Genomic DNA, 13,196 nt, shown 5'->3' with positions numbered 1-13,196 from the left:
TCGCAACACGGTACGACAAGCTGGCAACAAACTTCGCCGCAGCAATCTTCATTGCCGCAATCATCACATGGTGGATCAATTGAGTCTCGACCCTAGAGCATTTTGCAGCCAAATGGAAACATTTGGCGTCGCACAAATGCAGTATAAACAAATAGTTAGATCATTTCATCGATTCGGAGAAACGATGAAATGATCTATTGCGCCAACAGCCGGTATCTTGAGGACCGCATCGCCGAGCTCGTGGCCGAGCGTCCCGACGTTCGCCACGTGGTGCTGATGTGTTCGGCGGTCAATGCCATCGACGCCAGCGCTGGAAAGCCTTGAGGAGATGAATCGCCGCCTGAAGGATGCCGGCATCGCCTTCCATCTGACCGAAGTGAAGGGCGCCGTCATGGATCGGGCCGATCATTCCTTGCCGAAAGGGCATGCACAGCGTTACCGGGCATGAGTACGGCCGCATGGCTGCCTGACGGAGCTGAGCGGCCCCGATGGTTCCTGCCATTTTGTGGGCTGCAGGGAATCGTGAAGGTTCCCGCCATCCGGCAGTCAGTCGTCAGCCACATCGCTTTCTGTCTGGCCGTCGTGCCGGCCCCGTGGCGGCTCCCTTTGGCAATAGGCGGTGTGGAGCGCATTGATCACGGTCAGGACCTGTGGCCGCGTAATGCTGTAGAAGACGGTCGTTCCCTCGCGGCGTGCCTCGACGAGGCCGTCCGCTCTCAGGCGCATCAGCTGCTGTGACATCGGCACCTGTTCGATCTCGAGCTCCTGGCGCAATTCGGCAACCGACTTCTCGCCATCCACCAGGGCGCAAAGCACCAGCAGACGCTGCGGATGCGAAAGGCTGCGCATCAGCTCGGCAGCGGATTCGGCAGCGGGAGCCATATCCATAACATTCATACTCTTGAATTTATGATTTTTGAATGTTATATGCAAGGTACGATTTTCCATGATCGTGCGCATCGCAGGACCGCCATTGGTCCGGCCGCCTTGAAGCCGGATCAATGCGAAACCCGTGCGTGTGATCGCACAGTGGGCTCAGGCAACAGAAGGAATGCTCAAATGACACTTGATCGTGCGGTGATGATGTTCGCGGGGTTCATGGTTCTCGTGTCCCTTGCGCTCGGCTTTTACGTGTCGCCCTGGTGGTTCCTGTTGAATGCCTTTGTCGGCCTGAATCTGTTGCAGGCATCGCTCACCGGCTTCTGCCCCGCAGCGATAGTCTTCCGAAAGCTCGGCGTAAAGACGGGCTGCGCGTTCGAGTAGGCGTAGCAACCCCACCCTTGCCGCAATCTCAAGCGGCGCAGCCCTTGAGATTGCTGTCTGAAAGAGCGTTAGATCCATGGTTCGAGCTGCTGTCCGCCTTGCCGCTGCCGTTGTCGCGGCGGCACCTCTTGTCGTCTCGACATCACTGGCCGGCGAATTCCTTGTGCAGCCCCTGATGGTTGCCGAGATGAAGGCGGTCTTCGGACGCGTCGAAAGCCGGATCGTCGTGCCGGGCCGCGCCCGGATCGGCGGTGTCGTGCAGGACGTTCGCGTCAGCGAGGGCGATCATGTCACCAAGGGCGAGGTCCTTGCGCTGGTCGTCGACGACAAGCTGGCCCTGCAATTGAGGGCTGCCGACGCCCGCCTCGAAGCGCTCAACTCGCAACTTGAGAACGCTCGGCTCGAGCTCGAACGCGCCGAGCAGCTGCGGGCTTCCGGCACCGGAACCCAGACCCGCGTCGATCAGGCCCGGACGCAGTTCGAGGTCGCCACCAATCAGGTCGCAGCTGCGGTGGCGGAAAAGGCGGTCGTCGAGCAAAGTGCGAAGGAAGGTGAGGTTCTTGCTCCGGCAACGGGCCGGGTTCTTACTGTCCCCGTAACCCTCGGATCTGTCGTCATGGCCGGCGAGAATGTGGCCCGCATCGCGCCGGGTCCATATTACCTGCGCCTTTCCTTGCCGGAACGACATGCTGCCGAGATCGTGGAAGGCGCAGAGGTCGCCATTGGCGAGCGAGGCCTGGTGCAGGACATCGGCGAGCTTCCAGCCGTGCATTCGGGCCGCATCAGCAAGGTTTATCCGGAAATTGCCGACGGACGCGTGTCCGCCGACGTCGAGATCGAGGGCATTGGCGACTATTTCGTCAACGAGCGCACGCTCGTGTCAATCCCGGTGGGAAAGCGATCCGCACTTGCCGTCCCGCCCGAAGCAGTCCGCACGGTGCATGGCATCGACTATGTGCGCCTCGCCGCGGACAACGGCGAAATGGATGTCGCCGTGATCCTTGGCGAGATCGTCGGGGACGATGATGCAAGGCGCATCGAGGTTCTTTCCGGATTGCGCGCCGGCGACCGGGTAGTGCTGCCATGAAGCCTGGAATCGCAGGCGGCCTTACCCGCGCCTTTATCGTCTCGCCGCTCACGCCGCTCTTCCTGTTGGCCGCGCTTGCCCTTGGCCTCATTGCCCTCGTCACGCTGCCGCGAGAGGAGGAACCGCAAATCTCCGTGCCGATGGTGGACATTCATGTCAACGCCAACGGCCTGAGGGCGGAAGACGCCGTCAAGCTCGTCACGGAGCCGCTCGAAACTATCGTCAAGAGCATTGACGGGGTGGAGCACGTCTACTCGCAGACCGATGACGACGGGGCGCTCGTCACCGCCCGCTTCGAGGTCGGAACCGATTCCGACGCCGCGATACTGAGGATTCATGACAAGGTTCGCGCCAACATGGATCGCATCCCGGTCGGCATCCCCGAGCCGCTGATCGTCGGTCGTGGCATCGATGATGTCGCGATCGTCGTCGTCACCTTGCGTCCGGGCCCGCAGGCTGCCGGGCGCTGGACCGCAAACGACCTCACCCGCCTCGCCCGCGAGCTTCAGGTGGAAGTGTCCAAGCTGTCCGACATCGGGCTCACTTACATCGTCGGGGAACAACCCGAACAGTTCCGCGTCGAGCCGGATCCGGAGCGGCTTTCCCTCTTCGGCATCACCCTTCAGCAGCTCGTCGCCAAGATCGAAGGCGCCAATCGCTCGTTCCGGGTCGGTACGATCCGCGACGAAGGCGGCCAGCACCCTCTCATCGCGGGCCAGACCCTTCAGACATTGCCCGAGATCGGCAATCTCCTGCTGACGGCCCGGGATGGCCGTCCCGTCTATGTCCGGGATGTGGCCAGCGTCATCCTGGCCACCTCGCCGGCCGAAAACCGGGTGACCGATGTCCGTCGGGTCGGGGAAGGGCTTGAACGTGCCGCTGCCGTCTCTCTCGCGATCGCCAAGCGTCCCGGCACCAATGCCGTCGTGATCGCAGAGGAGATCCTGCACAGGCTGGAGCAGGTGCGCGGCCAGATTTTTCCGGCCGACGTGGAAATGACGGTCACACGCAACTATGGCGAAACGGCCGACGAGAAAGCCAATGAGCTGCTCTTCCACCTTGGGCTCGCGACTGTCTCGATCGTCTTGCTGGTCGCGGTCGCCATTGGCTGGCGCGAGGCGCTTGTGGTCGCCGTCGTCATTCCGACGACCATCCTGCTCACGCTCTTCGCGTCCTGGATCATGGGCTATACTCTCAACCGCGTCTCGCTTTTCGCCCTGATCTTCTCGATTGGCATCCTTGTCGACGACGCCATCGTCGTTATCGAGAACATTGCCCGCCACTGGGCCATGCAGGACGGCCGCACACGCATTCAGGCGGCCATAGACGCCGTTGCCGAGGTCGGCAACCCGACGATCGTCGCCACGCTCACGGTGGTCGCCGCGCTCCTGCCCATGCTGTTCGTCTCAGGCATGATGGGCCCCTATATGAGCCCTATTCCCGCCAACGCCTCGGCGGCCATGCTGTTCTCGTTCTTCGTCGCCGTGATGCTGACGCCGTGGCTCATGATCAGGATCGGCAAGGAACACCCCGGTCCGCCGCATGGGGAAGGCGGTTCCGCAACCGCCCACGGGGAGGCGGGCGGCGGCCGCCTCGGACGCCTTTATGTCGCGGTTGCGCGTCCGGTTCTTGCAAGCCGCGCACGCGCCTGGGCGTTCCTGCTCGCGGTCGGGGTGGCGACATTCGCCTCGCTCGGGCTTCTCTACACGCAGGATGTGACGGTCAAGCTGCTTCCGTTCGACAACAAGTCCGATCTCCAGGTCGTCCTCGACCTGCCCAAGGGCTCCTCTGTCGAAGATACCGACCGGGCATTGCAATCCGTGGTCGACAGGCTTGCCGGGGTTCCGGAGATCGTCTCCTTCCAGACCTATGCCGGCACGGCCGCGCCTTTCGATTTCAACGGGCTGGTGCGTCACTATTATCTGCGGGGCAATCCCGAGCAGGGACAGGTCGCGGTGAACCTTTCGGCCAAGGGCGAACGCGACCGGGCAAGCCATGCGATCGCACTCGATATGCGCGACCGGATCAAGGATCTCGGCCTGCCGGAGGGCACCGTGGTGAAGGTGGTGGAGCCGCCGCCCGGGCCGCCGGTGATCGGCACGCTGCTGGCCGAGATCTACGGCCCGGACCCGCAGACCCGGCGCGCCGTCGCCGGCAAGGTGCGGGAAGCCTTCGAGAGCGTACCCTTCATCGTCGACGTCGACGACAGCTACCGCAACCAGCCTGAGCGGGTGCGCCTCGCCATCGATCAGGACAATCTCGAATATTACCGGGTCGAGCAATCGGATGTCTATGACACGTTGCGCTATCTCTATGGCGGCTCGACCGTCGGCTATTCGCACCGCGGCGGCGGCCGCCAGCCGATCCCGATCCGGCTTGCGATGCCCAAGGCACATGCCACGATCGGCGAACGGGCGCTGGCAACCCCGGTTCCGGCCAACGCCTTGCCCGGCGCGCGCGGGGTGATCGAGCTCGGCGACGTCGTCAGCGTCAGCCATGAGGCCGCATCCTACCCGATCTTCCGGCACAACGGCCGGGCCGCCGAGATGGTGATGGCGGAGCTTGCCGGCGCTTATGAAGCGCCGATCTACGGCATGCTCGCCGTGCAGGAGGCGATCGACACCATCGATTGGGGTGACCTGCCAAGGCCGGCGATCGTGCTGCATGGCCAGCCTGACGACGAATCTCATCCGACGCTTCTTTGGGACGGTGAGTGGGAAGTTACCTGGGTGACGTTCCGTGACATGGGTGCGGCCTTCATGGTGGCTATCCTTGGGATCTATATCCTCGTCGTCGCCCAGTTCGGCTCGTTCAGGTTGCCGCTGGTCATTCTGACGCCGATTCCCCTGACCTTTATCGGCATCCTCGGCGGACACTGGCTGTTCGGCGCTCCGTTTACGGCGACTTCCATGATCGGCTTCATTGCGCTCGCCGGCATCATCGTGCGCAACTCGATCCTGCTGGTGGATTTCATCCGCCACACCCGCCGACCCGATCGGAAGCTGATCGACGTCCTCCTGGAAGCCGGTGCGATCCGTTTCAAGCCGATTCTGCTCACGGCGATCGCCGCCATGATCGGTGCCGCCGTGATCCTGACCGATCCGATCTTCCAGGGCCTCGCGATCTCGCTCCTGTTCGGGCTCGCTTCCTCTACGGCGCTGACCGTGCTGGTCATTCCGGCGATCTATGTCGTGCTGAGGGGAGACAGGGCAACGGCATGCATAAAAACAGGAACTTAGAGCGCAAGGAGCGAATCTGGAAGGTGGCAATGGTGCCGCCATGCCTCGATGACGGTCCTGGCCTCTGCGAGACTGTTGAAGCTCTCGCCGTGGGCAGTTCATCGCGCCGCCGTGAGTGGAGATTTTCGCCGTAGCCGTTCTCCCCTGGGCTTCCCGGCGCTAGATCATTTCATCGCTTCACGGAATCGATGAAATGATCTAAATGTTTGTTTATACTGCATTTGTGCAACGCCAAATGTTTCCATTTGGCTGCAAAATGCTCTATGCAGGCGGTCCTCGCTCCGACGGCGGCGATCCATTCCTGCACCGTCCGGCGATAAACTCCGGGTCATCGTCGAAGCGCACTTGCTCCAGGCGCGCCAGGCATTGCGATGGGAAGACCAGGGTCTGGAGTGTCAGGGGGCCGTATTGCCCGCCAGCTCGATACGTCCCGCGCCGATCAGCTCCAGACAATACGGCACGGCGGGGAAGACGGCGCCGAGGCACACGTCGATGGCCGATGGCTTGCCCGGCAGGTTGATGATGAGCGTGCGGCCCCGCACACCGGCGGTCTGACGCGAAAGGATAGCTGTCGGGACCTGCGCCAGGCTTGCCCGGCGCATCAGTTCGCCGAAGCCCGGCAATTCCTTCGTCATGACCGCGCGCATGGCTTCAGGCGTGAGGTCCCGCGGTGAAGGGCCCGTGCCACCCGTGGTCAGGACCAGGTCGGCGCCGGCATCGTCACAGAGCTGCACCAGCGCGTTCCGCACGCTTTCCAGCCCGTCCGGCACAACGCGACGCATGTATTCGCACCGGTTTGCAATGGCGGCACGCATCCAGCCTTCGACGGCCGGGCCGCCAAGATCTTCATATTCGCCGCGGCTGGCGCGGTCCGACACGGTCAGGATGGCGATGCGGGTCATGACGGTCGTTTCAGGCCCGGGCTGCCAGCTGCGATCCGGCCAGGCCATGCGCATAACCGTCGACGAGCGTTCCCGGCAGCTCGAGGCAGGACAGCACGAAGCGGGCGCCTTCCGGGTCCTGCCGCTCCTCGACAAGGTCCCGATAGGTCCGCGCCACCTCCACCATGTCGCAGCCATGCGGTGAAAGCCGCAGCCTCCGGATGTTTCGGGCAGCCAGTTCGGCAGGCTCCACCAGCAGGGAATGTATCTGTGCCGACAGCGTCTGCACGCCGTTGATGGCGAGGAAGGGCTGATCGTCCAGCGTATCGACCGCCAGCCCGTCCGGGTCCTGCTCGCAGGTGAACTGGCACGAATCCTTGTGCAGCCCGTGCAGCCTTGCGTGGTAGCAGCGGCCCGACAGCGCCAGCGGCAGACGACCGAAGGCGAACAGCTCGAACCCGACCTCTGGACAGGCGCCGGCGATGGTGCCCACCGTGTCCAGCGACAGCTCGACCGGCGGGCAGATGGTGGCGGCGCCGTGACGTGCGAGGAAGCGCGCCGTCGCCTCGTTGTAGACGTTGAGGAACGGGCCGGTGACGAAGGGCCTGCCGCTGCGGGCGGGCAGGGCGGTGATGTCGTTGATCTCGACCAGCCGTCCGTCCGCGCACAGTTCGGCGATGGCCTTGCGTTCGCGCACCGTGGCCGGAGCGGCCAGCGTGGAAAGCACCACCTCCTTGCCGCCGCGCTCCAGTCTTTCGATGATTTCGGGCCAGACGGGATCGGAAAACGGCATGCGCTTGCCGCATACGACCTCGCCGACATGGACGCGCTCCAGAGACGTTTCGTCGGCGATGCGGAAATAGAAATTGCGCAGCCGCTCGGCCGGCCAGTGGAAGAACAGCGGTCCGAGCGTCAGGGCGACCCGTGCCATGGCCTATCTCCAGATCTTGCGGTAGGCGCCGGTGGTCTGGCGTCCGCCTTCGGACAGGCCGGCGAGGATGTTGTCGATCTCCGTCGCGTCATGGCCCTGCTCGGCGGCATCGACCGCTTTCCGGAAAGCGCGCACCACCTCGGTGACATAGCCCTTGCCGCGCTGGCGCCCCTCGATCTTCAGGGCGGTGACGCCGGCGGCCTTGAACGCCACGATCATGCTGCCGGCATTGAGGCTGACCGGGTCCTCGAACAGATAGCCGGCCTTGTCCCCCGCCTTGAACCTGCCCTTGCACAGCGTCGGGTAGCCGGCCGGCTCGCCCGGCGCGTAGCGGTCGATGGTGAAGCCGGCGAGCCGCGCGGCGGTGCCTTCGCGGTCCTCGTCATAGCTCACCATCTCGGGCGGCGAGCAGACGCCGTTGAGATTGGGCGAGCGCCCGGCGGCGTAGGAGGAGAGGTAGCAGCGGCCCTCGATCATCACGCACAGCCCGCCGAACACGAAGGCTTCGGTCTCGACCTTGATGAGGCGGTTGAGGGCGGCGATCTCCTGCACGGACAGCACGCGCGGCAGCACCACGCGGCGCACATTGAAGGCGTCGGCGTAGAAGCCGATCGATTCCGGCGTCGCTGCGGCGGCCTGCACGGACAGGTGCAGGCGGGTGCCGGGGTGCTGGGTGGCCATGTGATCGAGCACGGCGATGTCGGCGGCGATCACCGCATCGGCCCCGCAGGCCGCAGCCGTGTCGGCGGCGTGGCGCCACGGATCGGTGTCGCCGGCGCGCGCGAAGGTGTTGATGGCGACCAGCACCTTGCTGCCATGCGCATGGGCGAAACGGATGCCTTCGGCCAGTTCCTGCGGCGAGAAATTGAGGCCGGGAAAATTGCGCGCATTGGTCTCGTCGCGGAAACCGCAATAGATCGAATCCGCCCCCGCCTGCACGGCGGCCCGTAGCGCCGAAGGCGTGCCGGCGGGGCAGACGAGTTCCATCCTGCCGCTTGTCGTCATGGTTGCGTCCTTTCACGCCGATGGGCGCCGGTGGCGATCTGGCGGGCGAACGACAGCCCGCCCAATATGCCCGAATCGGCGAGGCGGGCGGCCGTGCCTTTGAGGCCGAGCAGGTCGGAGGGCCGTAACTCGGCGTCCTCTATGGCGTTGCGCAGCGCCACCACCGCTTCGGTGCGGCCGCTGACGGAAATGGCGCGGTGGAAGAACAATGCATCGCCATCCAGCGTGCCATCGAGAATACCGAGCAGAAGCAGGATCGGGCCGCGAATGACGACATCGGATGGAGGCTCGCCGCTCCTGCCGGCGGCGCGAACCAGAGCGGCGCTGCCATCCGGCACGACATGGAAGGTGAAGGGCAGGTCGATCGGATCGATGAGGAAGCGCGCCTTGCCGAATTCGCCGAGCCGCTCGAACAGCCCTGGCCGCCGCCGTGCCAGCGAGCGCAGGGACAGGGTCAGCAGGGGGCCAAGAGGCAATCCCGAAAAGGGCGGCAGGAATCGCAGGATCGACAGGGGAGCGCGTAGATGTTCATGAGGATTGCTGGTCATCGGCGGCTCCAGGTCGTGGCGCGCCAAACGATACAGGCCGTTACCGGCCCGTACTTTGCGCTTCGTCAAACAACCGGGACACTGCTTGCAGGGTTGCGCGACAAAGCGGCACATCCGGATGAGCGCTCACTTGAGTTAAGCTTGTGTTGGTATCGCCGCCATGCTGCTTGGGAGGCAGGCATGTTCCCTGTACGACGCTGGCCGCTGACAGATCTGGTATGGCGGCAGTTCGAGACTTTCGATCTCGTCATGGAACTGGCTCGGGTCGACATGGCTTGCGCGGCGCGCATGGATGGCGGCAAGGCCATGGCCGAGGCCCGTCGCACCTGTCTCCATTGCCAGGTCCGGGAACGGTGTCGATCTCTTTTGGCGCGTGGCGCTCATCCCGGGGAAGTGATGGCGATCTGCCCGAATGCGCACTTCTTTGCGCAATGCGCAAGGATGAAGGATCACGGGTCCGCAGCGCCCGATGGCCCTCGATGAACGGCAGCGAACTCACCTGAGCGGGTCGGCACTCACCCGCTCTTCCTTTCGGTGAGTGCCTCTTTCGACGCGCCCGGTGACGCAGCCATGTCCTTCAGGATCGGGCCATCCATCAGCGGATCGGGGACGGCAACTGCCGTCAGGCGGGCACGGTCGGTTATCGTCAGGCGCGTAGCCTGGATCGACACGCCATGATCCTGCAAGGTCCGCATCGACCGGGAGAGATTTTCGGGCGTCATTCCCAGGTAGGAGGCAAGACATCGCTTCTCCACCGGCAGCACGAAGCTGTCGACATCGCCCAGCCGGCATGACTGGTGGAGGATATAGGCAGCAAGCCGCTCCAGCGAATTGCGCAACTTCAGGTTCTTGGCGTGGCGCACAAAGTTGCGGTAGCCGCCGGCCAGTTCGCGCATGGCCGCCATGGCAAAGTCGCTGTCACGCCGCAGGGCCACCCGCACATCCGCAATGGGGATCATGACGATCTGGGACCGCTCCAGCGTCCGCGCCGACATAAGATAGGGTTCGTCGTAAACGCAGGCCGCCAGAATGAAGGTCGAGACGGGATGCACGATCCCCATCACGCTGTCGCGCCCGTTCCAGGTTGCGTGCAGTTCGACGGACCCCTCGATGATGACATGCAGGAAATCCGCATATTCGCCCTGCCTGATCAGTTCGAGGTGCGGCGGAAAGCTTTGCGAATAGGCAATCTGCATCAGGCTGTCGAAGGTCGGCGTCATCATCTCGCGAAACAGCGGCAGGCGCCGGAGGTTCGGCTTCTCGTCATCGCGCATGTATGCCTCCTGCCATATTCTTGATAATTATCAATCGATAGCCTGTAGAATTTCAATCGCAGAACCAACGTTCGTCAATATAGCTTCCCATTATTGTCAAAGACTATACTTGCAAACTCGATAAGAACAAAATTACGGCTCTACGGATGATATAAATTGATCTACATCAAGGATCATTAGCGGGCTTGCTTGCTGTCATGCAGGCTGACACATGCGGAGCCAGACCGGGAGTCGAGTCATGACCGGCAAGCACATACCCAGCCACGCAGATCAGCAGCGCGCCCTGTGGTTGAGCACCATTTCTTTCACCCTGTGCTTTGCCGTCTGGACGATCTTTTCCATCATCGGGCTGTCGATCAAGGACGAACTCGGGCTTTCCGAATTCGAATACGGGCTGTTGATCGCTACGCCTGTGCTGACCGGTTCGCTGACGCGGCTGATCCTCGGCGTGTGGACGGAGCGCTATGGCGGCCGGCTGGTGTTCTCCGCCCAGATGATCCTGACCGGCGCGGCTACCTTCGCCCTGACCTATGCCGACAGCTACCTTACCTTCCTGCTGGCGGCGCTGGGGGTGGGTCTGGCCGGCGGCTCTTTCATCATCGGCGTCGCCTACGTTTCGAAATGGTATCCGCAGGCGCGGCAGGGAACCGCACTCGGCGTGTTCGGCATGGGCAATGTCGGCGCGGCGGTGACCAAGTTCCTCGCTCCTTTCGTGCTGGTCGCCTGGGGATGGCAGGGGGTGGCGGAGATATGGGCGGCGGGCATCGCCATCATGGGCGTCGTCTTCTACCTGTTGGCGAAGGACGATCCGGATTTCGCCGCGCGGCGCGTCGAAGGCGTTGCAGCGCCCAGCCTCGCCGAGCAGTTCGCGCCCCTGAAGAACCTCCAGGTCTGGCGTTTCTCGCTCTACTACTTCTTCGTCTTCGGCGGCTTCGTGGCGCTGGCGCTGTGGCTGCCTCACTATCTGGTGCAGGTCTATAATGTGGACGTGCGCACCGCAGGCATGGCGACGGCCGCCTTCAGCCTCTCGGCCAGCGTCTTCCGCGCCTATGGCGGCGTGCTGTCCGACCGTTTCGGCGCCCGCTCGGTCATGTACTGGACCTTCGGCTTCTCGCTGCTGTTCCTGTTCATGCTGTCCTATCCGCCGACCGAATATGTGATCCGCGGCAAGGACGGTCCCATCTCCTTCTCCACCGAGATGGACCTGTGGCCATTCGTCGCCACCACCTTTGCGCTGGGCTTCTTCATGAGCCTCGGCAAGGCCGCGGTGTTCCGGCACATCCCCGTCTACTACCCGAACCATGTCGGATCGGTCGGCGGTCTGGTCGGCATGATCGGCGGGCTGGGCGGCTTCATCCTGCCCATCGTGTTCGGCGTGCTGCTCGACGTGACCGGCATCTGGACTTCGGCCTTCCTGCTCCTGTTCCTCATCGTGCTGGTCTCGTTGACATGGATGCATCTGTCGATCCGCGCCATGGAGCGGCAGGCGCATGGCGCGGCCCTCGACCGGCTGCCCAACTTCCCCGAACTGGCGGAAGTTCACGATCCCGAACGTACGGTCATGCCGCATCTGATCGAGGACTGGCGGCCCGAGGACCCGCAATTCTGGGCCCAGAAGGGGCAGCGCATCGCAAAGCGCAATCTGTGGATCTCGATCCCCGCCCTGCTGCTGGCCTTCGCGGTGTGGATGGTGTGGTCGGTGGTCGTGGCGCAACTCCCGTCGATCGGCTTCGCCTTCACCCAGGACCAGCTCTTCTGGCTGGCGGCGCTGCCAGCGCTGTCGGGCGCGACGCTGCGCATCTTCTACTCCTTCATGGTGCCGATCTTCGGCGGCCGGCTGTGGACGACGCTGTCGACCGGCTCGCTGCTGATCCCGGCCATGGGCATCGGCTATGCGGTGCAGAACCCCGAAACGCCCTACCTGATCTTCGCGGTTCTGGCCCTGCTGTGCGGTCTCGGCGGCGGCAATTTCGCCTCCTCCATGGCCAATATCAGCTTCTTCTTCCCGCGCGCCGAGAAAGGCAACGCCATGGCGTTGAACGCGGGGCTCGGCAATCTGGGCGTTTCGGTCATGCAGTTCCTGGTTCCGCTGGTCATCACCGCCGGCGTCTTCGGCGCGCTCGGCGGGCCGCCACAGGAACTGTCCGATGGCGGCCGCATCTGGATGCAGAATGCCGGCTTCATCTGGGTGCCCTTCATCCTCGCCTCGACCGCCGCCGCATGGATCGGCATGAACGACCTCACCGATGCACGGGCAAGCTTCCGAGAGCAGGCGGTGATCTTCACCCGCACCCACAACTGGGTGATGTGCCTTCTCTATGTCGGCACCTTCGGTTCCTTCATCGGTTATTCGGCCGGCTTCCCGCTGCTGTCCAGACTCGCCTTCCCCGAGGTCGACGCGCTGAAATACGTGTTCCTCGGCCCGCTGGTGGGTGCGCTGAGCCGCGCGGGCACTGGCTGGCTGTCCGACAAGGTCGGCGGCGGACGCGTCACCTTCTGGGTCTTCGCCGGCATGATCGCATCCGTGCTGGGGGTGATCTGGTCCCTGCAGATCGGCTCCTTCGCCGGCTTCTTCGCCTTCTTCATGGCGCTGTTCTTCTTCACCGGCGTCGGCAATGCCTCGACCTTCCAGATGATCCCCGTGATCATGCGCAAGGAGGTCACCCGGCTGGCTGCCGACCGGGACGCGAGCGAGCAGCGCCGCCAGTCGGAGCGCGAGTCCGCCGCCATCATCGCCTTCACCAGCGCCATCGGCGGCTATGGCGGCTTCTTCATTCCCAAGGCCTACGGCACCTCGATCGGCATGACCGGATCGCCGCTGGCGGCGCTTTGGGCCTTCCTTGCCTTCTACGTCGTGTGCCTGGCCGTCACCTGGGCGGTCTACACCCGTCGCGGCGGGCTGCTGCACGACATCGAGCGCGGCCGGGCACCTGCCGCCGCCATTCCAGCCGAATAACTGAGGAGACAG

General features: G+C 63.8%; 12 protein-coding genes and 1 pseudogene. 7 read left to right on the top strand and 6 right to left on the bottom strand.

What is annotated here, in order from left to right:
• Together DES43_RS22730 and DES43_RS23380 are read left to right on the top strand one after the other, a co-directional pair.
• The coding region (locus DES43_RS22730; protein ID WP_208110845.1) for a hypothetical protein at positions 1-193 on the top strand (193 nt) is incomplete at its 5' end.
• Positions 178-400: pseudogene (locus tag DES43_RS23380) on the top strand (sodium-independent anion transporter); the annotation flags it as partial. The gene DES43_RS22730 and the pseudogene DES43_RS23380, both read left to right, overlap by 16 nt.
• A 146-nt stretch (positions 401-546) precedes the next feature.
• Here DES43_RS23380 and DES43_RS15265 read toward each other — a convergent pair.
• A complete protein-coding gene (locus DES43_RS15265; RefSeq protein ID WP_245264757.1) occupies positions 547-960 on the bottom strand; it encodes an ArsR/SmtB family transcription factor in 414 nt (137 codons plus the stop codon).
• A 99-nt stretch (positions 961-1,059) separates the two neighbouring features.
• Here DES43_RS15265 and DES43_RS15260 point away from each other — a divergent pair, with 99 nt between their 5' ends.
• The 3 genes from DES43_RS15260 to DES43_RS15250 all read left to right on the top strand — a co-directional run bounded on the left by DES43_RS15260 (position 1,060) and on the right by DES43_RS15250 (position 5,589).
• Positions 1,060-1,263, top strand: coding sequence for a YgaP family membrane protein (locus tag DES43_RS15260; RefSeq protein ID WP_035030077.1), 204 nt, complete (start codon positions 1,060-1,062; stop codon positions 1,261-1,263).
• 76 nt (positions 1,264-1,339) lie between these two features.
• Complete coding sequence (locus DES43_RS15255; RefSeq protein WP_035030074.1) at positions 1,340-2,350, top strand: efflux RND transporter periplasmic adaptor subunit; 1,011 nt, start codon at positions 1,340-1,342, stop codon at positions 2,348-2,350.
• A complete protein-coding gene (locus DES43_RS15250; protein WP_035030071.1) occupies positions 2,347-5,589 on the top strand; it encodes an efflux RND transporter permease subunit in 3,243 nt (1,080 codons plus the stop codon). The genes DES43_RS15255 and DES43_RS15250 overlap by 4 nt, the downstream gene beginning before the upstream one ends.
• A 395-nt stretch (positions 5,590-5,984) precedes the next feature.
• On the opposite strand, the gene mog is transcribed toward DES43_RS15250, so the two are convergent.
• From mog to ubiT, 4 genes are read right to left on the bottom strand one after another with little or no spacing between them, the layout of a single operon-like run.
• On the bottom strand, positions 5,985-6,491 hold the full coding sequence (gene mog, locus DES43_RS15245; protein ID WP_035030150.1) for a molybdopterin adenylyltransferase: 507 nt from the start codon (positions 6,489-6,491) through the stop codon (positions 5,985-5,987).
• 10 nt (positions 6,492-6,501) lie between these two features.
• The gene (gene ubiV, locus DES43_RS15240; RefSeq protein ID WP_035030068.1) at positions 6,502-7,401 is read right to left on the bottom strand and encodes a ubiquinone anaerobic biosynthesis protein UbiV; all 900 of its coding nucleotides are present in this window, start codon (positions 7,399-7,401) and stop codon (positions 6,502-6,504) included.
• A gap of 3 nt (positions 7,402-7,404) precedes the next feature.
• Entirely contained in the window at positions 7,405-8,388 is a 984-nt protein-coding gene (gene ubiU, locus DES43_RS15235; RefSeq protein WP_198027540.1) for a ubiquinone anaerobic biosynthesis protein UbiU, read from the bottom strand.
• 14 nt (positions 8,389-8,402) lie between these two features.
• Positions 8,403-8,954: a ubiquinone anaerobic biosynthesis accessory factor UbiT gene (gene ubiT, locus DES43_RS15230; RefSeq protein ID WP_035030147.1), complete on the bottom strand. Its 552-nt coding sequence runs from the start codon at positions 8,952-8,954 to the stop codon at positions 8,403-8,405.
• Between ubiT and DES43_RS15225 the strand changes: the two genes are divergently transcribed.
• Positions 8,931-9,437: a hypothetical protein gene (locus DES43_RS15225; protein WP_133675774.1), complete on the top strand. Its 507-nt coding sequence runs from the start codon at positions 8,931-8,933 to the stop codon at positions 9,435-9,437. The two genes, ubiT and DES43_RS15225, sit on opposite strands and share 24 nt — an antisense overlap.
• A 32-nt stretch (positions 9,438-9,469) precedes the next feature.
• Here DES43_RS15225 and DES43_RS15220 read toward each other — a convergent pair whose 3' ends face one another.
• Entirely contained in the window at positions 9,470-10,228 is a 759-nt protein-coding gene (locus DES43_RS15220; protein ID WP_051520696.1) for a cyclic nucleotide-binding domain-containing protein, read from the bottom strand.
• A 238-nt stretch (positions 10,229-10,466) separates the two neighbouring features.
• On the opposite strand from DES43_RS15220, the gene DES43_RS15215 reads away from it, so the two are divergent.
• A complete protein-coding gene (locus DES43_RS15215; protein ID WP_035030059.1) occupies positions 10,467-13,184 on the top strand; it encodes a nitrate/nitrite transporter in 2,718 nt (905 codons plus the stop codon).
• The last annotated feature ends 12 nt before the right edge of the window (positions 13,185-13,196 follow it).

The sequence above is a fragment of the Aquamicrobium defluvii genome (assembly GCF_004363725.1).
Taxonomy (GTDB): Bacteria; Pseudomonadota; Alphaproteobacteria; order Rhizobiales; family Rhizobiaceae; genus Mesorhizobium; species Mesorhizobium defluvii.
Note: the sequence above shows the minus strand (reverse complement) of the source record. Positions and strands in the feature narration are given on the sequence as shown.

Coding starts and splice junctions, on each gene's coding strand:
- ubiV (WP_035030068.1), bottom strand. CDS start 7,401: ATGGCACGGGTCGCCCTGACGCTCGGACCGCTGTTCTTCCACTGGCCG.
- DES43_RS15260 (WP_035030077.1), top strand. CDS start 1,060: ATGACACTTGATCGTGCGGTGATGATGTTCGCGGGGTTCATGGTTCTC.
- DES43_RS15265 (WP_245264757.1), bottom strand. CDS start 960: ATGCGCACGATCATGGAAAATCGTACCTTGCATATAACATTCAAAAAT.
- DES43_RS15250 (WP_035030071.1), top strand. CDS start 2,347: ATGAAGCCTGGAATCGCAGGCGGCCTTACCCGCGCCTTTATCGTCTCG.
- DES43_RS15220 (WP_051520696.1), bottom strand. CDS start 10,228: ATGCGCGATGACGAGAAGCCGAACCTCCGGCGCCTGCCGCTGTTTCGC.
- ubiU (WP_198027540.1), bottom strand. CDS start 8,388: ATGGAACTCGTCTGCCCCGCCGGCACGCCTTCGGCGCTACGGGCCGCC.
- DES43_RS15255 (WP_035030074.1), top strand. CDS start 1,340: ATGGTTCGAGCTGCTGTCCGCCTTGCCGCTGCCGTTGTCGCGGCGGCA.
- mog (WP_035030150.1), bottom strand. CDS start 6,491: ATGACCCGCATCGCCATCCTGACCGTGTCGGACCGCGCCAGCCGCGGC.
- ubiT (WP_035030147.1), bottom strand. CDS start 8,954: ATGACCAGCAATCCTCATGAACATCTACGCGCTCCCCTGTCGATCCTG.
- DES43_RS15225 (WP_133675774.1), top strand. CDS start 8,931: ATGTTCATGAGGATTGCTGGTCATCGGCGGCTCCAGGTCGTGGCGCGC.
- DES43_RS15215 (WP_035030059.1), top strand. CDS start 10,467: ATGACCGGCAAGCACATACCCAGCCACGCAGATCAGCAGCGCGCCCTG.